At 65.6% G+C, this 21,650-nt stretch carries 20 protein-coding genes; 8 read left to right on the top strand and 12 right to left on the bottom strand.

The window, feature by feature from the left end; genetic code table 11:
• Positions 1-3: 3 nt before the first annotated feature.
• The gene (locus tag AB0E85_RS12185) at positions 4-4,653 is read right to left on the bottom strand and encodes an FtsK/SpoIIIE domain-containing protein (protein ID WP_361925260.1); all 4,650 of its coding nucleotides are present in this window, start codon (positions 4,651-4,653) and stop codon (positions 4-6) included.
• A gap of 379 nt (positions 4,654-5,032) precedes the next feature.
• On the opposite strand from AB0E85_RS12185, the gene AB0E85_RS12180 reads away from it, so the two are divergent.
• Positions 5,033-5,335 (top strand): WXG100 family type VII secretion target, encoded by a 303-nt coding sequence (locus AB0E85_RS12180; protein WP_030840100.1) that lies wholly within the window; start codon positions 5,033-5,035, stop codon positions 5,333-5,335.
• Positions 5,336-5,402: 67 nt separating this feature from the next.
• Here AB0E85_RS12180 and AB0E85_RS12175 read toward each other — a convergent pair whose 3' ends face one another.
• Positions 5,403-6,083: a hypothetical protein gene (locus AB0E85_RS12175; protein ID WP_361925258.1), complete on the bottom strand. Its 681-nt coding sequence runs from the start codon at positions 6,081-6,083 to the stop codon at positions 5,403-5,405.
• A 151-nt stretch (positions 6,084-6,234) separates the two neighbouring features.
• On the opposite strand from AB0E85_RS12175, the gene AB0E85_RS12170 reads away from it, so the two are divergent.
• The 6 genes from AB0E85_RS12170 (at position 6,235) to AB0E85_RS12145 (ending at position 10,150) form a co-directional block, all read left to right on the top strand.
• Complete coding sequence (locus AB0E85_RS12170) at positions 6,235-6,546, top strand: type VII secretion target (protein WP_361925256.1); 312 nt, start codon at positions 6,235-6,237, stop codon at positions 6,544-6,546.
• A complete protein-coding gene (locus AB0E85_RS12165; protein ID WP_361925254.1) occupies positions 6,543-7,778 on the top strand; it encodes a putative T7SS-secreted protein in 1,236 nt (411 codons plus the stop codon). Before AB0E85_RS12170 ends, AB0E85_RS12165 begins: the two co-directional genes overlap by 4 nt.
• A gap of 33 nt (positions 7,779-7,811) precedes the next feature.
• Positions 7,812-8,408 (top strand): hypothetical protein, encoded by a 597-nt coding sequence (locus tag AB0E85_RS12160; RefSeq protein WP_361925252.1) that lies wholly within the window; start codon positions 7,812-7,814, stop codon positions 8,406-8,408.
• Complete coding sequence (locus tag AB0E85_RS12155; protein ID WP_361925250.1) at positions 8,389-9,057, top strand: hypothetical protein; 669 nt, start codon at positions 8,389-8,391, stop codon at positions 9,055-9,057. The genes AB0E85_RS12160 and AB0E85_RS12155 overlap by 20 nt, the downstream gene beginning before the upstream one ends.
• Positions 9,058-9,128: 71 nt before the next feature.
• Positions 9,129-9,611, top strand: coding sequence for a hypothetical protein (locus AB0E85_RS12150; protein ID WP_361925248.1), 483 nt, complete (start codon positions 9,129-9,131; stop codon positions 9,609-9,611).
• Positions 9,612-9,652: 41 nt separating this feature from the next.
• Positions 9,653-10,150, top strand: coding sequence for a hypothetical protein (locus tag AB0E85_RS12145; RefSeq protein WP_361925246.1), 498 nt, complete (start codon positions 9,653-9,655; stop codon positions 10,148-10,150).
• Between the two features lie 342 nt (positions 10,151-10,492).
• On the opposite strand, the gene AB0E85_RS12140 is transcribed toward AB0E85_RS12145, so the two are convergent.
• The 10 genes from AB0E85_RS12140 to AB0E85_RS12095 all read right to left on the bottom strand — a co-directional run bounded on the left by AB0E85_RS12140 (position 10,493) and on the right by AB0E85_RS12095 (position 19,087).
• Entirely contained in the window at positions 10,493-11,527 is a 1,035-nt protein-coding gene (locus AB0E85_RS12140; protein WP_361925244.1) for a hypothetical protein, read from the bottom strand.
• Complete coding sequence (locus AB0E85_RS12135; RefSeq protein WP_361925242.1) at positions 11,524-12,195, bottom strand: hypothetical protein; 672 nt, start codon at positions 12,193-12,195, stop codon at positions 11,524-11,526. Before AB0E85_RS12135 ends, AB0E85_RS12140 begins: the two co-directional genes overlap by 4 nt.
• Before the next feature lie 721 nt (positions 12,196-12,916).
• The gene (locus AB0E85_RS12130; protein ID WP_361925240.1) at positions 12,917-13,570 is read right to left on the bottom strand and encodes a hypothetical protein; all 654 of its coding nucleotides are present in this window, start codon (positions 13,568-13,570) and stop codon (positions 12,917-12,919) included.
• Complete coding sequence (locus AB0E85_RS12125; protein ID WP_361925238.1) at positions 13,567-13,950, bottom strand: hypothetical protein; 384 nt, start codon at positions 13,948-13,950, stop codon at positions 13,567-13,569. The genes AB0E85_RS12130 and AB0E85_RS12125 overlap by 4 nt, the downstream gene beginning before the upstream one ends.
• A gap of 296 nt (positions 13,951-14,246) precedes the next feature.
• Entirely contained in the window at positions 14,247-14,594 is a 348-nt protein-coding gene (locus AB0E85_RS12120) for a hypothetical protein (protein WP_361925236.1), read from the bottom strand.
• Positions 14,595-14,713: 119 nt separating this feature from the next.
• A complete protein-coding gene (locus tag AB0E85_RS12115; RefSeq protein ID WP_361925234.1) occupies positions 14,714-16,012 on the bottom strand; it encodes a putative T7SS-secreted protein in 1,299 nt (432 codons plus the stop codon).
• A 3-nt stretch (positions 16,013-16,015) separates the two neighbouring features.
• Positions 16,016-16,330: a hypothetical protein gene (locus tag AB0E85_RS12110; RefSeq protein WP_361925232.1), complete on the bottom strand. Its 315-nt coding sequence runs from the start codon at positions 16,328-16,330 to the stop codon at positions 16,016-16,018.
• A 213-nt stretch (positions 16,331-16,543) separates the two neighbouring features.
• A complete protein-coding gene (locus AB0E85_RS12105) occupies positions 16,544-17,215 on the bottom strand; it encodes a hypothetical protein (RefSeq protein WP_361925230.1) in 672 nt (223 codons plus the stop codon).
• A 143-nt stretch (positions 17,216-17,358) separates the two neighbouring features.
• Positions 17,359-18,030 (bottom strand): hypothetical protein, encoded by a 672-nt coding sequence (locus AB0E85_RS12100; protein ID WP_361925228.1) that lies wholly within the window; start codon positions 18,028-18,030, stop codon positions 17,359-17,361.
• 139 nt (positions 18,031-18,169) lie between these two features.
• A complete protein-coding gene (locus AB0E85_RS12095; protein ID WP_361925226.1) occupies positions 18,170-19,087 on the bottom strand; it encodes a hypothetical protein in 918 nt (305 codons plus the stop codon).
• Between the two features lie 476 nt (positions 19,088-19,563).
• Here AB0E85_RS12095 and AB0E85_RS12090 point away from each other — a divergent pair, with 476 nt between their 5' ends.
• Entirely contained in the window at positions 19,564-21,489 is a 1,926-nt protein-coding gene (locus AB0E85_RS12090) for a glycosyltransferase (RefSeq protein ID WP_361925224.1), read from the top strand.
• Positions 21,490-21,650 lie beyond the last annotated feature (161 nt).

Genomic DNA, 21,650 nt, shown 5'->3' with positions numbered 1-21,650 from the left:
GTCTCACCCCGGGACGACCACCGTGCGCAGCTCCCCGTCGCCGAGGTGGAGCATGCCCTTGCCGGGGGCCACCTGGCCGCCGACCAAGCCGCGGTTGAGGCGGACGCCGATGAGGTCGCCGCTGGAGGTCTCCTGGGGGGAGAGCAGGATGCCGCGGCGGGCCTTCTTCGCGTCGACCTGCCAGCCCGAGAAGCCGCTGCACACGTCCTCCTCGTCACCGGCGATGACGAGCGCGAGCCCCCGCTCGGCGCCGCGCGAGACCAGCTTCTTCATCTGGCTCTCGGCGTCGCAGTCCTCCAGGATCTCGCCATCGTCGATCAGGACCGCGATCGGCTCCTCCAGGGACGCCTGGTCGATGAGCTCCTCGAACTCGTCCTCGTCGATGTCGTCACCGGTGAAGACCTTCAGCACGCCGTCCGTGCCGTCGAGCCCGCGGAGCGGGGACTGGCGCGGGGCCGCGATGACCAGGCGGGTGCCCTGGGACAGGAAGGAGTGGGCGAAGTTCAGCAGGACCGTCGAGCGACCCGACTTGGCCGGGCCCGCGATGACGAACGCCGGTACGCCCTCCGCCAGATCGGGGCCGAAGCCGACGATCTCGTCGCCGCCGATGCCCACCAGACCGAACAGGCGCGAGCGGGACGCGTCCGGGTCGCGCAGCTCCCACGCCTCCGGGAAGGAGATGCGGCTGGGCAGGCTGTCCACACGGAACGGCCGGCGCGCGCGGGGGACGGCGGCGTCGCGGGCCGCGGCCGCCTCGCCGATCGCCGCGAGCGCCGCGGCCTGACCCTGACCGGTCGTGTCCTGCGCGAGCAGCGCGAACTGCGTCTCCGTACCGAACTCGTTGCGGAACGCGCGCCCCGGCGGAATCTCCTCCGGCACCTTCCGCGCCGGGATGCCCAGCGCCGAGAAGTCGCTGCGGTCGGCGAGCCGCAGACCGTACTTGTCCTCGGTGAGCGTCGCGATCCGGCCCACCAGGAGGGTGCGGTCACCCGTGAGGACCAGGTGGATCCCGACGCTCGCGCCCTCGCGCATCATCGTCTGCAACTCGTCGGTCAGCGAACCGTGGTCGACCTCACCGAGCGTGGGCACCCAGCCCTCCCAGCGGTCCAGCAGCACCACGATGTGCGGCAGCCGCTCGTCCTCGGCGACCGACGCCCGCTGCTCGCCGATGTCCGCGAAGCCCTTGTCCGCGAGCACGTCCTGGCGGCGGCTCATCTCGCCCTTGAGCCGGTTGACCAGCCGCACGACCCGCTCGGTCTGGTTACGGCTCACGACCGCGCCGCAGTGCGGCAGCCGCGTCAGCGCGTTGAGCGCGCCGTTGCCGCAGTCGATGCCGTAGAGGTGCACGTCGGCGATGGAATGCGTACGGGCGATGGAACCGGCGAGGGTGCGCAGCACCTGGGAGCGGCCGCTGCGCGGGGCGCCGCCGATCATCAGGTGGCCGAACGAGGAGAAGTCCACGGCGACCGGGCGGCGCGACTGGCTCGCGGGCAGGTCCTCGACGCCGTACGGCGCCGGCGGCAGCTTGCCCGGGCCGCCGGCGAACACCGGCAGCTCGATCTCGTCCAGCAGCAGCGTCTCGTCCAGGGCGGGCAGCCACGGGCTGTGCTGCGGCGGGATGCCGAGGGAGCTGTTGGCGTCGCGGATGGTGTCGACGAGGACCTTCAGGTCGGTGATCTCCTCGTCCTCACGGGACTCGGCCTTCGGCTTGACCAGCGCCGCCCGGCCCAGATCCTCCCAGGTCAGCGGGCCCACCCACGGCATCAGCACGGCAGGGTCGGCGGCGCCCGGCCGACGGCCACCGACACGGCCGGACTGGAACGGCACCAGGGAGGCGTGCCCGAGCCGGGCGTACGCGCGACCCGGGGTGTTCTTGGAGATGTGCCCCGCCTCGGGCGAGTCGATGACGTCCGACGACTCGCCGCCGTCCGTCACCCGCAGCGCGATACGGAGGTTGGTGTTGGCGCGGATCTCGGGCGACACGACACCGGACGGCCGCTGCGTCGCCAGCAGCAGGTGGATGCCGAGGGAACGACCGCGCTGGGCGATGTTCACGAGACCCGTGACGAAGTCGGGCAGGTCACGCACCATGGAGGCGAACTCGTCGATGACGATGAGCAGTCGGGGCACCGGCTGGTGCGAGGGGTCCCGGCGCACCAGGTCCTGGTAGTCCTCGATGTCCTTGGCGTCGGCGGCGGCCAGGATGTGCTCGCGCCGGTGCAGCTCCGCACCGAGCGACTCCAGCGCGCGCTCCACCAGGTGGGCGTCGAGGTCGGTCACCATGCCGACCGTGTGCGGCAGGTGCACACAGTCCTTGAACGCCGCGCCACCCTTGTAGTCGACCAGCACGAACGTCATGTTCTCGGGCGTGTTCGCCACCGCGAGGGCCGCCACGATGGTCTGGAGCAGCTCCGACTTACCCGAACCGGTCGTACCGGCGATCAGACCGTGCGGCCCGTCCTTGCGGATGTCGATGCCGAACGGCCCGTCGTACGACTCACCGATGACGGCCAGCGTCGACTGCCCGCCCATCCGCCAGCGGGCGACGATCGCGTCACTGGTCGGCGGTTCCAACTGGAGCACGTCCAGCAGCCGGCTCGAACCCGGCAGCGCCGAGTCCTCGGTCTCGCCGCTGATGTCCCGCAGCGGCGACAGCGACCTGGCCAGCCGCAGACACCAGGCGGCGGAGACGAAGTCGGGCCGTACGTCCTTCAGGCGTTCCGCCCCTGCCTCCTCGACGCGCAGCCTCAACTGCTCGGTTCGGTGTGTCTGTTCGGGCTGCTGGGCATTGCTGTGCCAGGCCTGGAAGGACGGAAACCCGCCGACCGCCTGCTGGGACTGCTGTTGCTCCTGCTGGGCGGCCGGCTGGTACTCCTCGGCCTTGGGTTCGGCCACGACGTACGCCTGGCACTCACCGGGCAGGAACCGCTCCTCGGCGTCCAGGCATAGGGCGAACATCGACACGGACGGCCCCTCGCGCAGCAGCCGCACGACGCCGGGCAGGGACCTGAGACGCCGCGACCCGTCCCACACCACGACGATGTCGGGGTCGCCGAAGCTCGAATTGCCCTGGGACTTGTTCTCCTCGGCGGCCTTCTTGCGCGCGTCGAGGATCTGCGTCAGTTCGCCGATGCGGGCGCCGACGGTCTCGGCGTCGGTCCCGATGAGCGCGTTGACGTCCTGCCCGCCGGACGGCCGCGCGTGCGGCAGCCAGCGCACCCAGTCCCAGGACTCCTGCGCGGCGTTGTCGCTCAGCACGTAGAACTGCACGTCCATCGGGCTGTGCAGGGCCGCGCTCTGCGCGACCGCCCAGCGTCCCAGGGAGCGGGCGGAGTCCCCGGGCCCGGCCATGCCGACGACGCCGAGGGTGCGCAGGTGCAGCGCGACCGGCGCGTCCTCGATCTTCCAGGTCACCTGACGGCGGTGGTCGTCCTGCTCGGGGTCGTCGAGCACCACCTCGGAGGGCAACTGCCCGGTCCCGAAACGGATCAGGAGGTGGTCGCGGTCGGTCCGCCGCCGCTCCCACAGACGGGTACGCGGCCCGGTCCCGAGGGCGAGCACGGTCGCCGGGTCGGGGATGGCCTGCCGCCGGTCGTTCCGCTCGGCGACGAGCGCGTCTTGGGCGTCCTTCTCGATCCGCTCCTTCTGCTCCTCGTACTCCTTGACCTGCTTGGCGTGCGACTTACGCCCGTGCTTCTTGTCGTTGTAGTAGTTGGCGAAGAGCAGGATCGGACTCAGGGCCGCCATGATCAGGTAGTACCAGCGCTGGAAGATCATCACCGATACGACGGCGCCGACGAGCGGCGTCAGCGCCATCAGCCAGGGCAGCGGTCTGGCCTCGTACTCACGCGGCGACGAGGGCAGCCGGAAGTTGGTCTGCCGCTCGGGCGGACGCAGCCGCGGGGGCCGGTTGTAGTCGAGGCCCACGCCGTCGTCGGACCACTTGAGGGCGGCGTTCGGGGGCGTGTAACGGATCAGTTCGAGAAGGGTGTTGCCGACGCCGATCTGAGCGCCGAGGGGCCATTCGACGGGGCCGTCCTTCTTCTCTTGCTTCTCCGGGCTCTTCTTCCTGCCGCGCTTCTTGCCGCTGGGCTCGTCCTTCTCCTTGTCCTTGTCCTCGCCCTCCGTCAGGGAGGCGCCGTCGAGGGTGACGTGTTCCTCGTCCATGTGCACGGCAACCTTGCAGGTGCCGTCGGTGGCGACGGAGAGGGTGAGGGCCCGGGCGTCGACCTCGGGATCGTCGATCCGCACGTACGACGCCGCCCCGCTGCCGATGTCGTACCGCCCCACGCCGAGCCGGTGCACGAACCCGGCGGCGGGCCCGCCGACGACCCGCAGCTCGACGAGGCCGGTGGGCTCACCCGGCAGACACCCGGACGGATCCTGAAGACTGACGACGGCACCTTCGCGCAGGGGCGACCCCACGACAGTGGCGCCGGGATCGACGGCGTACCCGTCCACGTACACGAGGGGCGCGTTGTTGGCCGGCGCGTGCCGGTGCTGCCCGAGCGGGATGACCTGCGCCCCGCTGTGCCCCACCTGCTTGGCCAGCTCCTGCGCGATGTCCCCCACGGTGGACTCAGGATCGGCATCGAGCACGACGTCGGCGGTGCCACCGCCGTACGGGTCGACGACGGTCAGAGTCAGGCGCACGACTTGTCCTCCCCGTGCCACTGGGCCGGTGTGGCCGCTGTGGTGTCTGTCGCTGGTTGCCGCTGTGCTGATCGCTTGCTGTTCTGCTCGCTTCGCTCACGCGGTCCCAGTGGTACAGGGACGATATCCGCTCGGAGTGACGGCGGGGCAAGGGGAGGCGCCATGACGTTCCCGATGGCAACGTCGTACACGGTTTCATTTCCGGTCGTTCACAAGGCGGGTATGGGCACCGGAGGCCACACCCGTAAGCTGCTGACGCAAGAGCGGACGATCACACCGGTTGCCGGCTGTGACTGCAACTCGGCTTCCATGCCGGTGAGTCCGCAAACAGGGAAGCCACGGGGGTTGGCCCTGCGGCGTTGCGAGAGGGAGCGGCTTCATGGCCAAGGACCTTGATGTCACATATCAGGACATGCGGGATGCAGCCAAGCATGTCGTGAAGGAGAAGGAAAAGCTCCAGGAGAAGCTCGAGGGCCTGAAGAAGTACATCAACAACCTTGTCCAGGGCGGCTACGTCACCAAGAGCTCGTCGAAGGCGTTCGACGAGAACTTCGACGAGTTCGTGCGCGGCATGAAGGACACGCTGGACGGTCTGGACGGCATGGGTGACTACCTGACCATGGCCGCGGACAAGTTCGAGCAGATCGATGACGAGCTGGCCAAGCAGGCTCGGAGCAAGTAGGGCCGAGGGCCGGCCGGGTGCCGTCAGCCGACGCTGCCGGCACCCGGCTCCCGGGCGGCGCCGGCCGTCAGTCGGGAAGAGGCTGTCGCAGCAGGTACATGTGCAGGTCGCTGCGGAGCTCCTCCGTCTCGACGCGCAGCCAGGACCCGTCGCGGAAGCGTATGAGCAGCATCCTCGTCTCGAACTCGCCGGAGAACGGGTCGACGAGGGTTGCCTCTGAGGCGGGAATGCGGGCGACGACCTCCATGTGTTTCTCCCGCCCCACGCTGACGCGCTGCGGCGGAGCCGCCAGGACGATCTCGTCCTGAGTCGCCAGGAGCAAGCGCTGGTGGTGGGTGGAGTGGCTGTACCAACGCAGCAGGAACTGCCCGGCGTTGCCGTGCCAGTTTCCGTCGAAGACCTTGTCGAGGCCTTGTTGGTCGATGGTGGCGTCCCGGCGGCGCTTCTCGTCCGCCTCCTTGGCCCGCAGCCGCTTCTTTTCGTCGTTCGCGTCAAGGGATCGCATGACCGCTTGCTCAATTTTGGCCAGTAGCTCGAAGAACATGATGACGGGGATGAAAGGCGCCCCGAGCGCCGCACCGGCCATGCCCAGCGGACGCATCCTGGCGGGGCGCAGCCGAGGGCTGCCCGCAGCCCGGAGCACATCCGGCGGCGGAGCGGGGATCTTGTCGATCGTGCACCACTCGCCTGCCTCGGCGTCGATGCCAAGGCGGTCCGCCACCACGCGTTGCTTGCCCCTGCGTGTCACGTGAAGACTCTCCTTGCCAGCGGAAAACGGGATCGGTATGTCGCGAGCGTATCTCGTACGAGGTGCCATGAGGAGTGAGAGAGTCCGGCGATCGTGCCGACCTTCGTGAACTCATCAAGAACAGACATCAGCTCGTAGAGAGGTATCACTCATGGGGGATCACATAAAGGCGGATCTTGCCGCCATCAAGCAGTGTTCACGCGATCTGACCAAAATTCACGGCGAGTTCGAACGGCATGGCAACCCTGCGGACGACTACGGGCCGGCTGTAGGCCATGGTGGCCTCAAAGATGCTTTCTCGGAATTCGGGGACACCTGGAAGAAGACCCGGAAAAAGCTGATGAAGGAACTGGAGCAACTGGCCGAGTTCACCCGCACCGCCGCCAAGGCGTACGACGAGGTCGACCAGAAGTTGGCGCAGGCCATCCGAGATGCCAAGGCGCAGAGCAAGGGGAAGAAGTGAGCAGGACGGACGCCGACTGGCCGCCTCTGTGGCATGACGACCCGACGCCGGGCGACCCGGAGGAAGTCGCCGAACTGGGGCGTAAGTTGCGCAAGATGGCCGACATGATCGATGAACAGTCCCGGGTCATCAAGGCGCTCGCTTCGGTGGAGGGCTGGGACAGCGAGGCCGGAAAGGGTTTCCACGAGATCGCCGGTGGTACCGCGGACAAGCTGAAGAAGTCCTTCGAGCGCTACGACGAAGCGGCCAAAGCGGTCGGGGAGGACGTGCGCGAAGGAGGCTCGGACGAGTTCGCCAGTGAAATGCGCCGCGCGCAGCGGAAGGCGGACAAGGCACTCGCCGATTACCGTGAGGCCAAGGCTGACCACGACCTGGCTGACGACGAGGTGAAGAAGTTCACCGAGAAGTACCCGACGGCAAACATCCCCGCCGCGGAGAAGGAAGAGTACGAGCGCTGGGTCAAAAAGCGCGACGAGGCCTTGCATGCCATCGGCGCGGCCCGTAAGGCGGTGAAGGACGCCAGGGACATCTACGACGACGCGGGGGACAAGGCAGCTCGTCATATCAGGAACGTCGTGCATCATGATGCGGTCCGGGACCCGGGAGGCTTCATGAACTTCCTCGCGGACTGGGCGGATATGCTGGCGAACATCTCCGCTGTCCTTTCCGTACTTGCGGTGATCTGCGCCTTCGTCCCACCGCTTCAGTTCCTGGTTCCTATATTTGCGACCCTTGCTGTGGTGACCAGTGCGGCAGCGCTCGCCGGCCACGCCTATGACATGACCGCGCGCGGGGGGAAGGTCGACTGGATGAAGCTGGGGGCCGATGCGCTGGGAGTGTTGCCAGGGTTGGGGGCGCTGAAGGGACTCCGGGCCCTCAAGGGCCTCAAGGGGCTTTCGAAGGTGAAGGCATTCGGGAAGCTGAGGATGTATACGACGGCGCTCGACGGTGTCGGCCACAACTTCCTGAACGGCGTCGCCGTCAAGGTGGTGAACAAGGTGCTCGGGAGGACAGCGCGCGCAGATCTGATCGACGGCAAGAAGATCACCGGCGTCATCAAGGGGGCAGGCCTGGCGAGCGCATTGCACAGGATGTTCAGTGGTGAAAACGGTGAGAAGACCGGCTACCAGGAGCCGCCCAACACCGCCACGCCCTCACCCACGCCGTCTCCGTCACCTCGTCCAGCTCCGAGCGTCTCACCCACTGCGTTCAACGCGGCCTTGGCTGCCTAGAACCCGGCAAACCATTCAAGGAGCGCAGACGCCATGAGCGACGAAAACCACGACCTCGGACCCTGGGAATTCATCGGCCGCCGAGGTGGCGACACGGTCACCTTGGTCGGTGGCTCGGTGATCGCCGGCGTGCCCGAGGCGAATCGGGCAGCCGAGGAAGCGCGACGGGAGCTACGGTTCGACTTCCTGGACGACCGGGCGGTGCTCGAACTGCTGCGTCGCCGGCATGACGACGAAGAGGACATGTTCAAGGCGGGCTTCGTGCACGGAGTGCCCCTGGCGCTTGTGGGCTTCGGTGCCGTGCTCTACTGGGCCGCCGTGGCCACGTACTGGGAGACCGCTGCCTCACGCAACGCCTATCTGGCAGTGGCCGGAACCGTCGTGGCGATTCAGACCTTCTTCTTTGTGCGCAGCGCGATGTCCCACTGGGGCGACCCGGTCCGGCAGAACCTGCGTGCTCGAGCGGCCAGGTACCGAAGGATCGCCCACATCGCTCGACGCGGAGGGGCGGACATCCCCGCCCACTATCCGCATTACGGGCCCTACCCATTCGCGGCTACGTTCCGCCCCGAAGTGGACGACCGCGAACCGTTCGAGAGCAAGGGCGCAGATGACCACGGCCGCGGTTGACGAAACCCAGCGCAGCCTCATGGAGAGCGGTGGCATAGAGGTCCGTTGGATCATGCCGGAGGGTTTCCTCGAGCTGCCCTTCGAGGCGGATGATTTGGACGCGCTGGCCGACCAACTGGTCGAGTTGGCCAAACAGGCGCTGCCAGGTGCCGACGAGGAAGTTCAAGTGCAGTACGCCGCCATGTGCGCGGCGCACTACGACGAGTTCATCGAGGCGGGTGTGCAGTACGCCGGCTTCGTCACCACGGAGGTCGACGGCGTCCGCTGCACGGCGACGGTGAACGTCAGCCTCCTCGACCTCGACGAGCGAGCCGGTGCCAATCCGGTGGGCTTCCTCGCGACCACGATGCGGCATCTGGAGCTCGGACAGATCGGCGAAGTGGAGCTGCCCTGCGGCCCGGCTGTGACCTGTGTCGGCAGCCGCTCTTCCAGCATCGACGGCAGTCTGACGCCGTCGGGCCGGGACGAGCCGGTCTGGACGCCCTTCATACAGGTCCAGATACCGCTGAACAACGGGACCGTGCTCCTGCTGGAAATGGGCACGCCGACGGTCGAAGGGTGGGACGTCTTCTCCGCCATGTTCGCCGGCGTGGTGAAGAGCGTCCGCTTCTTCGACATCGACGGAGCTCCGCTGGTGATGCCGGGGTGAACTCACCACTGGTGGGCGCGCCCAGGGACTACAGACTGCTGGTTCCTCGCGAATGGTTCCGTGTCGACCTCATGCGAGATCGCTGGCGCGCTCAGCTCAAGACGTTCGTCGACACCCAGTCGGAGGGTCGGAACGTCTCCGCTGAACTCAAACGCCACGTCTGGACCACACTGCGCAACACCGCTGAGGCCGGCCGGACTCGCGGGGCCATGGAGTTCTTCCTCCTGACGACCTCACGGGACGGCGGCCTCCCAGCCTCGCTCCTGGTGTCCCTGGTGCCGCTGGGTGATACTCCTGCCGACCCGGAGAAGTACGCGGCGTGGCTGGAGCTGCGCGAGCCGGACGGCCCGGGAAGGCGACAGGTGTCGGTGGTGGAGCTGGCGGCGGGGGCGGCCGTCCGCGTCCTTGATGCCACGACGCTGAGCGTTCATGTCCTCATGCCTGGCGGGGCGGGCTACTTGACGCTCTCCTTCTCGGCTCCGCTCACCGGGATGTCGGGGCCGATGGAGCGCTTGTGTGACGCCATTTCTGGGTCGCTGCGGTGGGTGCAGTGAGACGCGCAGGTAGCTTGCGAGGTGGTCTGGGGATTGTCGGGGTGATCCTCGGGCTGGTCGTCGGTATGGGTGTGCTCCTACTGGTGATGGGCATGGGGAAGCGGTTCGCGCGTGAGGTCGTACCGGCGTTGGTGGACTTGCCCGGGGGCGCCTGGGCGATCGGTGGTGGCCTCGGCGTTGTCACCGTGCTCGGGGTGAGCGGCTGGCTTCGGTGTGCGTCCGGGGTCTCTGCCGGGAGCCGCCTGGCGTGGGCGCTGAGCGCCTTGGGTACGGCGACCTGTTGCGGGGTGGCATTCGGGCCGTTCTTCCTTTTGATCAGCGGGCTTCCCGGCAGGAACTGCCGGTCTGAGAGCTGTGCCTACATTCCCGGGACAGGAAGCGCGTTGCTGACCTATGCCCTCAGTGCCGGACTGATGGGCTGGATCGCCCACCGCTGGACCAGCGCTCGGGCCGCGGAGCGGGCGACGTTGGAGCGGGAACGGGTGCGGAGGCTTCGGAAGAAGGGGAAGGGGAGGAGCCGGGCGGCGCGTCGGCGATGACAAGGCTGCGGAGTCTGCAGGATCCCGGTCCGGATGCGGAATGCTCTGCCTACTTGCCCTTGAGTTCGTGGTCGTCGCCTATGCCGCGAATTAGACGGGTCTGATCACGCAGAGAGCTCGCAACACCTTCTATGCGCTTGACTTCGGGATGCATTCCTTCTGAGACTCCTGGGGTCCGACCCCGCAAGGGGTGCCAGTCGTAGGGTCGGACCTTGGGAGGGCCAGTGTCTCTTCTTCTTTTCCTTCTTGCGCAGTTGTAGAAGTTCGTCGATTACTTAGAAATCCTGATCGCCCACCATGCTTAGCCTTCCGGCCCGGTCCAACTTTACTGGACCTTGGCTTTCAGCGGTTGACGGCTTGGATCTCCTGGACAGTTACGTTCTGCTCAGTTCCGAACGTCCCATTGGGGAGGTCCCCGCCAGCGCCGCCCGTCCCAGTCCAGGACACTTCCCACGTGATGGTCGCTCGCAGTTTGAACGAGCCGTCTCCGGAAGAGCGCAGGTACCTGATTCCGCAAGGCGGGGTCTCGTCAGCTTTTCCCTTTGCGTATGGTGCACCGATTGAACCGTCGTCGTTGAAGGTGCACTCGCCCAAGGAGGGGTAGACCTCGGCGTCCGATGTCCCTGGCTCCAGCTTGAGCGCTATGGGCTTTGCGGTAGTTGTGGCTTGGAGGTTCACACCGCCGACGTCGAGTGACGCAGTGACTGAGACGTCCTGGAATTTGGCCCGGTCGAGCCAGGCCCAAGTGGGGAGGTTGACCTTGGTGGTGTTCGCAGGGGCGAGGGTTACCTCGGTGTCGGGCACTTTGATCCGGCTGTAGGCGAGATCGGCGAGAATCTTCGGGGTTACGGCGTTCTCCACCGTAGGGGTTTCGCCATTCTCGACCCAGAATGTCTTCGTGTCGCAAGCAAAGGCTGCCGGGTCTCCCGATTCCTCTCGGCTCTTGTCCCGAACCGCGTCCCACCACAGACCTTTGCCGGCTTCGGACTTGTTGAAGTCCTCGTATGGCTCCCCGTTGATGTAGTAGTCCTTGGACAAGGCGTATGCCTCTCCCACGCCACTGGCGTGCGGGATGTCCCATTGCTTCTGAAATTCTTTCGAGAATTCGGCGGGAGTCCACTTCGGCTCGTACCAGCAAGCCGGTGGAGTCCAGTCGCCGACGGGCGTGAACTGCCCGGTTTCCTTCGCTCCCGTGCCACCGGTAGATCCACGGAAGACGATGCGCGACTCGAGAGTCTGGCCACTGTCCGTCTCGTTACTCCCCGAGACGTCGAACTGAGATCCGCCGGGATCCTTGGCGAAAGCTGTGCCGGACGTCAGAAGTGTGCAGGCGATCACGAGCGTACCCACTGCAGCAGCGGAACTGACCTTGGTCACTGAACGCATCCCTTGCTCCCCCGCACGGACGTCCCGCTGGTCGTCTGCCACACTCCCTGTGGGGTCTTCTCCAAGCGGGTGTTGTACAGCACGTAGGAATCGTCCGAGGCCGGGGACCTGTCGACCCTTCCTGACTTTCGGTCCTTGTTGTACGCCTTGGTCTCATCGGCGCAGAAGGAAACTCCTGCCGACGTGTCGTTGAACAAGTCGATCTTAGGGTTGTAGTACCGAGTGGTGCCCGTGTACGTCAGCCCGGCGTTCACCCACTTCTGAACCCACTTCACTGACGTCGTGAGGGCTTCCCCCTGGTAGTAGAACGTGAGGCCTGGGGTGTCCGTCTTGCCCTTGAGGATGGCGTCGTTGATCGCGGTCTGTGCTCGGGCGGCGTCCGCGAGTACCGCATCCTTCTTGGCGTTGCCCGTCTCCCAGTTCTCGAAGGCGTCTTCCACGCCGCCGGTCAGCTTGATGTCGGGCCGCTCTGCGGAGTCCGAGGCGCTCGGGCTCGAAGTCGCTCCCTGGGATCCGGTGTCGGAGCCCGCGATTCTGTCCTCGTCCTTCGAGCCGGCGTCACTGCTGCCGCACGCGCTGAGCAGTAGGACTATGGACGCAGCTAGCGCGACAGCAACGGGCAAAGAGCGGCGCTTCACAGTGAACTCCCCGTGAGACATGAAATCAGTTGAGTGCACTGAAGCTATCGGGGAAGTTGCTGGTTTCGCCAGAGCGAACTTGCCTACGAACGGCGTAAATTGGATCATTTGAGACATGGTGATGTGAGGCCGTGCACTGCTCTTGCTCACGCGTGCGGCGTCCGTGGACGCAGGATCACTGTCTCGGACCGCAACTTCTCCACGACTTCGTTTCGCGGTCGCCTCGCGCTGCATGGGGCTGGCTCATGGGAAGACCCTCCCCCTACGGACTACCGACGGGGACACCCATAGGCCTGTGAGACGGACGGCTCATGTCAGGCATCAGGTTTAGACATCACATATTCACGGTCAGCAGCCCGGAAACGATCAGACAGGGTATTCCTGGCGGAGCATAGCCCTTAGATGACGTCTCATCCCGTACGCATCACTGAGGAGGCCACCTTTGTGGACGGCGGTCACCTGATCGCAGTGTGGGACACGATGGAGTTTCTCGACAAGAACAACGATGTTATGGGGCTCGGGGGTGGCCTGCCCACCTTCAGAACAGGCCGCTTCCAATAGGCCCTCCGTCTCCTCTCGCGTCACGAAGGCACATTCCTCGCTGATGAGGGAGACCACGCGCCCCACTGGTGCAGCGGCGAACCCTCTGGTGGAGACGGTTCTCTTGGTCGCAAGCCCGTCTCCCATGGGCTTCATCTGTCTGCCCGCCCGCCTGGCAAGTTAGGTTGGAAAGGGCTCAGAGTCATGAAGAATTCCAGGTGTTGGCTTCCTCATCAGGGCTAATACGGATGGTACTTGCGAATTCGTCGATGTCATCGAGAGCCCGGAGGATCCGGCCGGCGTCGGGATCGGCCAAGATAATCAGGACGTCAGCGGCTTCCGTGCCCTGCTCATAGCGCCAGGCGTAACGGAGGCCGGCGTGCACCTCGTTGCTGTCCTCGTCCTGGTAATAGCGCAACACTCGCAAGCCAGCTCCGAGATGCGGGGAGTTGAAATTCTCAACGATGGGAGGCTCGACGGTGTAGCTTGCATCGGCGTGGGTCAGCTCCCGCAGTGTCGCGTTTCGGTCTTGGCCCTCTTCGATCTCCACCAGGTCGACATACGCAGGGAGTGGTATCTCCCTCGGGTGCGGGAGATGGAGGAAGACTTCGAAGTCTGGAAAGGCGGCAGGGGCCCTGATGGCGTACATCAATAGGATGTTGGACAGCAGGTCGACTTCGCCAAAATCCGGCTTCTCCGCCGCGAAATCAGACCAGATTCCCTCGGCGTAGAAGCGTGCCCACGCCTCAGGCGTTTGAGCCTCCTCTACGCCCTCAAGACCAGGTTCCGGCCACATGAGTGGGATGCGAATCCAAGGGGATAGATCCATGGCGTGCTTGACGTTCAGCCAGCTCATTCGTGACTCCATTTGAACGTGCCGACCACTGCGTCGAACAACTCGACCAGCACGCCGGTGAACTCACTCTCGATATCGCCGTCACCCGGTGTGGAAAAGTTGATACTGATCCAGCGCCCCGGATCATCCACTACGGGAATTACGTAATCGACCCGCCGCGTCGGTAGGGCAGTCTGCTGTACGGCTTGGGGGGTGGATTTCAGCATCTCCTCATCGGGGATGGAACGGTACGCACGACGGAGGGCTGGTGCCCCTGCTACGTCAACTGACGTTGCCGTTCCGTCAGGGACACCTTCGTTGACCAATTGGTCGATCACTACTTGCGAAGGAACCGCATGGTCGCGGCTGATAGGCATCTCTGCAACGATGAAGGAGGCCATGAGGAAAATTCCTCCGCGAGGGAGTACTGGAAGGTAGAGGTCAAGACCGCCGTTTCTGCGCGCTGCACGGGCCTGCTTCTCCAACTGGCGACGCATGTCCAGTCGGAAGCGCATCGCGTCGTCCCGAGGGATTCCCTCCGGTACTTCCCCCATGTGTGAGAAGAGGACATTTTGCAGTGCTTCCTTCGTACCCTCCCGCAAAGGGATGCGGACCCAGCCGGGTGGCAGGACGAGCTCGTAGCCTCGGGGAGCGGTCAACTCGGAGTGGGGCGCCTGTTGCTCCATCTCGGACGTGCTCATGACCGGGCCTGCCTTTTGAGCTGTCGGTCGGCGACCAGGATCGTCAGGGAGGAGAGCACCGAAAACACCGCGAGCCAGCTGTAGCCAATTGCTGCGAATACGTTCGGGATCAGGAACAGACTGGAGACGATCTTGATGGCTTGGGAAAAGTTGGCGCCCATCCGCGGGTCACGGATCAGCTCTCGGTTCGTGATGAACAGCAGCAGCATCAGGACAGGTGCAGTCATCATCGGCCACGCTGCGTAGCCCTTGGTGAGCCAGGCCATACCTCCGTACTTGCTGCCGAGGTCCTGGAATGCGAAACAGAGGATCGGCGCCAGAGTGAAGGCAGCCAGGAATTTCATGGCCCGAGACTCTTCTGGGCTTTTCGCCGGAACTGTTGCCACTATCTTCAACTCCAGTAAACTCGGCTTTGGATTTCGATTGGTTTGGATATTGGCGGTCTAACCTTACGCAACGCCTTTCACCAGCGACTCCCGACTTCACGTGTCAGAACATCCTTGAGGTCGCCGTAGGCGTCCCCACCAAATTTTTCCCCGGCTTTATCGCCGAGATCTACCAAAGTGGCCGCTCCGTAGTTCAAGCGGAAGTTCCTTGCGGCCTTGTCCATTGCTTCAGCTGCCTTTGCCACATTGGGATTCCCGCCGAATTCTGCGCGCATGCTCTTAGCGAACTTGCTGGCGCTTGCGACCTCCCCCTCGCCACTAAGTAGGCGCTCAACTCGGGTGGTGCCGGGCCGTGTCTCCTTCGCCCCGATTTGTCGTAGGGCATCCTTCGCGCGTACTGCTTTAGCGCCGCGAGCCGAGTCGGTGCCGTACCGCATGATGTTCTTGTCAAGCAGCTTGCGCAGATTCGAGTACCTCTGAAACCTTCCCGCCCTGCTGGCGGTCTTGAGTGTGGTCGCTGCGGCCTTTACGCCCTTCATCGCGATGCTGCCGAATCCAAGCGTTGCTAGCGCGAAGACGTCCATTGCGACGTCCGTCCAGTTTCCGTCACCGGAGAGTGCCAGCATCGTGTGACCAACACCGACGAGGGCCGTGAGGCTCAGGGTGGCCACCGTGATGAGAGTCGCCACCCAACCTACGGGCGTGAAGAGGAGGGCGATAACTCCAATAATGGTTGCCGCCCAACTCAGGATTTCCACAACGGTCTTGATCGTTTTCGCATTCTCATGCACCCAGTCCTTGAAGTCCTCCCATTTGCTATCTTTGATGATATCCGAGATGTCAGTGCCGATGTTCTTGGCGTATTGCTGAGCGCGAGAGTCGCGGTCGGAGATGACCTGATTCAGTTGCTTGTGGTATGGCGCCAGGTGGCTGTTGGGGTCGGCATCTTTCGATGACTTAGCCGCGTCTTTGCCATTTGTCTTCGCTTCGGCTTCCTTCTTCTTCACCTCCCCAGCGTGTTCCTCATCGGCCTGCTTCGCAGCCCGCAGGGTGTCGTCCGCCTGTTTCTGGAATCCTTCCAGTTCATTGGCCCAATTGCCGAGGTCGCCGACAACGCGTTCGTATCGGGCTGCCGTCTCGCGAAAGCGTTTCTCGAGGTCACCGGATTTCTCGCGGATCTCGTCGGCATATGCACCCTGTAGTGCGTCGCCGTCGGCTGCCTTCCGTAGAATGGCAGCCTGATCGCGGAGAGTCGATGCGAGGTCTTTCATCCTGCGAACCTCATCACGGATATCCTCCGGATCGCCGGGGATCGGATCTTTCTCTGCGAGTGGATGCCATTCGATCGGTCGGCGCCTGCCCTTGCCCGTACCCACCGGTCAATTTCCCCCGTTCTGGCTGCGCTTCTTTTCGGTCGCGTTCTTGAGATCGAGGTCCAGCTTCTCGAAGCTCGTGAGTGCGGTGTCTACTTGCTTACCCAAGTCCTCGACGTTCTCTAGGAGCTCGCGTCGATAATTATCCCAGTTGCTGACAAACTCATCCATCTTGCCGGCGATGCTCTCGTGACCCCAGATGTCATGGATGTCGCTGCGGTGTTTGTCAATCCCTTTGAGGGCTTTCTTGATATCCTTGAGGTTTACCTTCGAAGACTCCAGAAGTTTGTAGTCGACTACCAGACGGTCGTGCTCTCCCATGGGCTCCTCCGATTGCACATCACGCGGTCAGCACGCTCCATTTTTGAGTTCACCCACCGCCTCGAAAATAGGGTGGGATAGCCCAGATCGGCCCGGGCGGAACGTCTTACGGTTCGGCCGCGACGTCCCCACCGGAGCAGCCACGGTCGCGGCGATGCCCTCCCGGAGAATCAGTAGCCGTTGCGGACCGCCGGACGGAATCCTTCGTTTGGTTCACCGACACTTCTCCGCCTTCGTCTCGACGAAGACCTTGGACGCTTGCCACAGATCCGCCTCTGTGGGGAACTTGGTCATGACGATTTTGAAGTGGTCGTAGTCCGCAATGCTGGGCTTGGTCCTGAGGACCTTGTTGGTCTTGATTTCCCTGCCGTAGAACTTGCCTGAGTCTGCGCAGAACGCCACCTCTACGGACTCGCCGTTCGGAGCGGAGCGCGTGGTCGCGTCGTAGTTGCGCAGCGTTCCGGTGGCGGTCCAGCGACCCTTGATCCACTCGTTGATCTGTACCTGCGCGTAGTGGAGCCCATCACCGGTGGCGTAGGCCGTCACGGCCGCATCCTTGGCCGTTCGCTTGTCCACACCCCGATAGATCGCGCGAAGGTAGTTCGCCGCATCCGCCATCGCAGCCGCTTCGTTCTTGTCCTTCGGCTTGTCCCAGTCGAAGACCAGGTTCATGTCGCTGGGCAGGGACACGTCCACGCCGTCCGGCTTGTCACCTGATGGTGCTCCCGAGGCGGATGCCGATTCCTTCGGTGTCTTCGGTTCCTTGCTGGCGCCGGCGATCTTGTCGTTGTGGCCGGACTCGTCGTCCCCGCTACTGCAGGCCGTCAACAGCAATGCCGCCGTCACCGTCAGCGCGGCAGCCACGGGCAATGAGCGGCGCGTCACAGTGACTCCCTGTGAGAGACAGAAGTTCAGTAGGCGCACTGACGCTACCGGTGAGGTTTCCGGTTTCACCAGCGCGAACTTCCAGGAGAAGGGGGGATCCGTAGCGTATGGGGCTGGCCAGGGTGCATTACGCCGTGGCCTGTTCACTGGCACTTCACCGCCCTGCCCTCGACGAACGCCTTGGACGCCTGCCACAGGCCGTCCCCGGTGGGGAGCTTGACCATGATGATCTTGAAGTAGTCGAAGTCCGTGATGTTGGGGGTGCCCTTCAGGACCTTTCCGGTCTTGATCTCCTTGGAGTAGAACCTGCTCGAATCCACACAGAACGCAACCTCCACGGAGTTGCCGTTGGGTGCGGACCGAGTGGTGGCCTGGTAATGGCGCCGTGTGCCGTACGCCGTCCAGCCTCCGTCCAGCCGGGCGTTGATCTGCGTCTTTGCGTAGCTCGTTCCGTCGCCTGTCGAGTACGCGACGAGGGAGGCGTCCTTGGTCGTGCGCTTGTCGACGCCTCGATAAATGGCCCGGACGTAGTTCGCCGCGTCATCCATCGCCGCGGCCTCGTGCTTGTCCTTCGGCTTGTCCCAGTCGAAGACGAGGTTCATGTCCTTGGTGAGGGACAGGTCCACGCCGTCTGGCTTGTCCCCTGCCGGTGCTCCCGAGGCGGGGGCCGACTCCTTCGGCGTCTCCGCCTCCTGACCGGCGCCGGCGATCTTGTCGTTGTCGCCGGATTTGTCATCCCCGCTACCGCAGGCCGTCAACAGCAGTGCTGCCGTTGCCGTCAACGCGGCAGCAACGGGCAATGAGCGGCGCTTCACAGTGACTCCCCGTGAGAGACAGAAGTTCAGTATGCGCGCTGACGGTACCGGTGAGGTTTTCGGTTTCACCAGCGCGAACTTCCCAGAGAACACGGGCATTGCAGGATGTACAGGTCGTTCCGATGCGAGTCGACGTGCGTCAGTACAGAGCCCCCCGCGGCAGCTCGATCTGCCTCAGCTGGACCCACCGCCCGAGTCGCTCTACATCGCGCGCCGCCATCACGAACAACACGAACGGCGCCGGGACTCCGACCACCGCCACCGCCCACGTCGGCAGCCCCCAACCCAGTTGGGACACACACAGGCAGCACGCCAGCATGGCCGTAGACGTGCGGGCGAAGGACTTTGCGTCGCCGGTCATCCTGCGCCTGCTGTCCGCCGAATTCGCGAGCAGCGCACCGGCACGCATGCCCAGGGCCGCTCCCGCCAGGAGGCCCCACAGTGCCCCACCCGGCAGGAACATGGCCGGGAAGCCGTTGCGGGGGAGGGTGAAGTTGTAGCCGAACGTCAGGCCCGTGACGAGGCCGGTCAGCGTGCAGCAGAGGATCGTGACCACGGTGATGTGATCCCGGAGGCCAGGCGTGGTGGTGTCCCGATCATCTCGGAACACAGCTCCCGAGCCGACGGCGAAGAGCGGCGTGCCGATCACCAGCAGGATTGCCGCGCCGAACAGACCTCCGTTCTTGCCGGGAGCATCGTGGTCCGGAAAGAAGCCCTGTACCTGCCAGGCGAGCGCCCCCATCAGCGCGACGTAGAGCCAGTACCCGGCGATCAGCGTCCAGCCCATGCCGATCCGCTGCCGGCGTACCAGGGCCAGTGGTGTGTGGAGCAGGCCGGCCACGGGGAGGGCGATCAGGGCCCAGACGAAGATGAAGGCTTCGGAGGCGGGGTCCTCGGCTGGGGTCCTCCCGAAGGGTTCCGGGGACGACGACGTCAACAGGAGAGCCAGGACCAGGGACGCTCCTCCCGCTGCCACGCCCGCCACGATGCGTGCCGCTCCGGTCCGCCGGGTCGGCTGCTCGTTCGCCGCTTCGCCCGCCCCCGCCGTCCGGGTCATCCCTGCCTTCCTCTCCCGTAAGGCCTCTGGGAAGCCATACGGATCTGCGTGATGCGCGGTAGAGCCTGCCGTCGGACCTGCGAAGCTCCCTGTTCCACCCCTACCGCCGGCCCTCCGAAACTACACTCGCGCCCCATGCGTAACTCCCGCAGCATCAGCGTGAATACGGCAGTTGTGGTCAGCAGCGTGTTCCTCGGCGGTGCGTGGAGACGGCGGCCTGCCGGGGGAGTCGGGCGATGGCCCGAGCCCGGAGGCGGTGACGCCCCCTGACCCCCGCCGCGTCCAAAGCCAAAGCCAAGGGCAACACCAAAGCAAACACCCGGGCCCGCGCCCGTCACAAACAATCCCGCGACCCCCGAGCCCACTGGCTCCTGCTCGCCCTCACCCTGCCCCTCCTCCTCGCGCTGCTGATCTTCGAAGGCTGGACCCGGCACGAGGTCGACGCCGCCAAGGCGCGGTCGCCCTGTACGGCACCGGTGCCCGACGCCGTCGCCCGCGGCGGGCCCGTGATCGGGATCAACCGGGACGGGGTACGGACCGGGGCGATGCCCGCCCGGACCGTCGCGCTCACCTTCGACGGGGGTCCCGACCCCCTCTGGACACCCCGGCTCCTCGACCTGCTGCGGCAGCACAACGCGCGGGCGACCTTCTTCGTGCACGGCGCCCAGGCCGCCCGGCATCCGGAGCTCGTACGGCGGATCCGCGCCGAGGGGCACGAGATCGGGTCCAACACGTACACCGGGGCCGTCCTCGGGGAGTCCTCCGCGCCCCGTTTCCGGGCCGAGCTGGAGCTGACCCAGAGCGCCCTCGCCGGGGCCACCGGACAGCGGACGAACCTGCTGCGGATGCCCCGCACCACCAGCCCCGACACCCTCTGCGGACGCGAGTGGCAGGCGGCGCGGCGGGCCGCCGGGTACGGGTACGTGCTGGTCGCCGCCGACAAGGGGTCGCGCCGGCCGGCCCAGGGGATCGTCCGGCAGCTCAGCCAGACGGAGAGTGCCTATCAGGAGGCGCGCAGGCTTCTGAAGAACCGGGCCGTCGAGCGGTTCACCACCGTGTCCGACGGGCTCGGGCTCGTGCCGTACGCCTCCCCGTCCCTCCTGGAGCGATGGCTCGGGCGGGGGCTGATCCGGGTCACCGGCCTCGGGCAGGTCTTCTCCACCGCCATGATCTGGATCCTCGGCGTCGCCGGCGGACTCGGCGTGCTGCGGCTGTTGCTGCTCGCCCTCTACGCACGCGCCCATGTGCGGCGGCTGGAACGGTTCCGGACCGGTGCGCCCTGGATGCGGGAGACGTCGGAGCCCGTGACCGTGCTGGTCCCGGCGTACAACGAGGAGGCCGGGATCGGGGCGACCCTGCGGTCGCTGCTCGACTCCACCCACCACCAGCTCCAGGTCGTCGTCATCGACGACGGGTCCACCGACCGCACCGCCGACATCGCCGCGAACATGGGTGACGCGCGGGTGGAGGTCGTACGGCAGGCCAACGCGGGTAAGGCCGCCGCTCTCAACCGCGGCCTCGCGCACGCCCGTTATGACATCGTCGTGATGGTCGACGCGGACACCGTCTTCGAGCCCGACGCCGTCGAGCGGATCGTGCAGCCGCTCGCGCACCCGGCCGTCGGTGCCGTCAGCGGCAACACCAAGGTCGGCAACCGGCGCAGCCTGCTGGCCAGGTGGCAGCACCTGGAGTACGTCTTCGGATTCAACCTCGACCGGCGCATGTTCGAGGTGCTGGAGTGCATGCCGACCGTGCCGGGTGCCATCGGGGCGTTCCGGCGGGACGCCGTGATCGGGGTCGGCGGGGTCAGCGAGGACACCCTCGCCGAGGACACCGACCTGACGATGGCCCTGTGGCGGGCCGGCTGGCGGGTGCTGTACGAGGAGTCCGCCGTCGCCTGGACCGAAGTACCCACCAGTCTGCGGCAGTTGTGGCGGCAGCGGTACCGGTGGTGCTACGGCACGCTCCAGGCGATGTGGAAGCATCGCGGAGCCGTGTTCGGCACCGGACCGGCCGGACGGTTCGGGCGGCGCGGGCTGACCTATCTCGCCCTGTTCCAGGTCGCGTTGCCGCTGCTGGCGCCCGTCATCGATGTCTACGCCCTCTACGGCGTGCTGTTCCGCGACCCGTGGGAGTCCGCCGCGGTCTGGTTCGCGTTCCTGGGAGTGCAGATCGTGTGCTCCGGCTACGCGCTGAGACTCGACGGCGAGCCGGTGCGGGCCCTGTGGTCGATGCCGTTCCAGATCGTCGTCTACCGGCAGTTGATGTATCTCGTCGTCATCCAGTCGCTGGTGGCGCTGCTGCTCGGCAGCCGGCTGCGGTGGCAGCGGATGAAGCGGTCCGGGACGGCCGCTGAACAGATCGGCGGGCCCGTTCCGTATAGGAGTGTGCCGATGCGCTGACCCGAGAGCCCCCCACAGCACCTTCGAGGCGTCGATGAGCGACTGGACCGACCGTCCGGGACACCCTCCGCCGGGGTGGAGCCCGCGGCCCGAACCGGCCGCGCCCTTCCTCGCGCCGCCGACCCGAGGAGCACCCCCGCCCTCGCCCCGTAGAGCACCCC

This window comes from Streptomyces sp. NPDC029044 (genome assembly GCF_040637495.1).
GTDB lineage: Bacteria > Actinomycetota > Actinomycetes > Streptomycetales > Streptomycetaceae > Streptomyces.
Note: the sequence above shows the minus strand (reverse complement) of the source record. Positions and strands in the feature narration are given on the sequence as shown.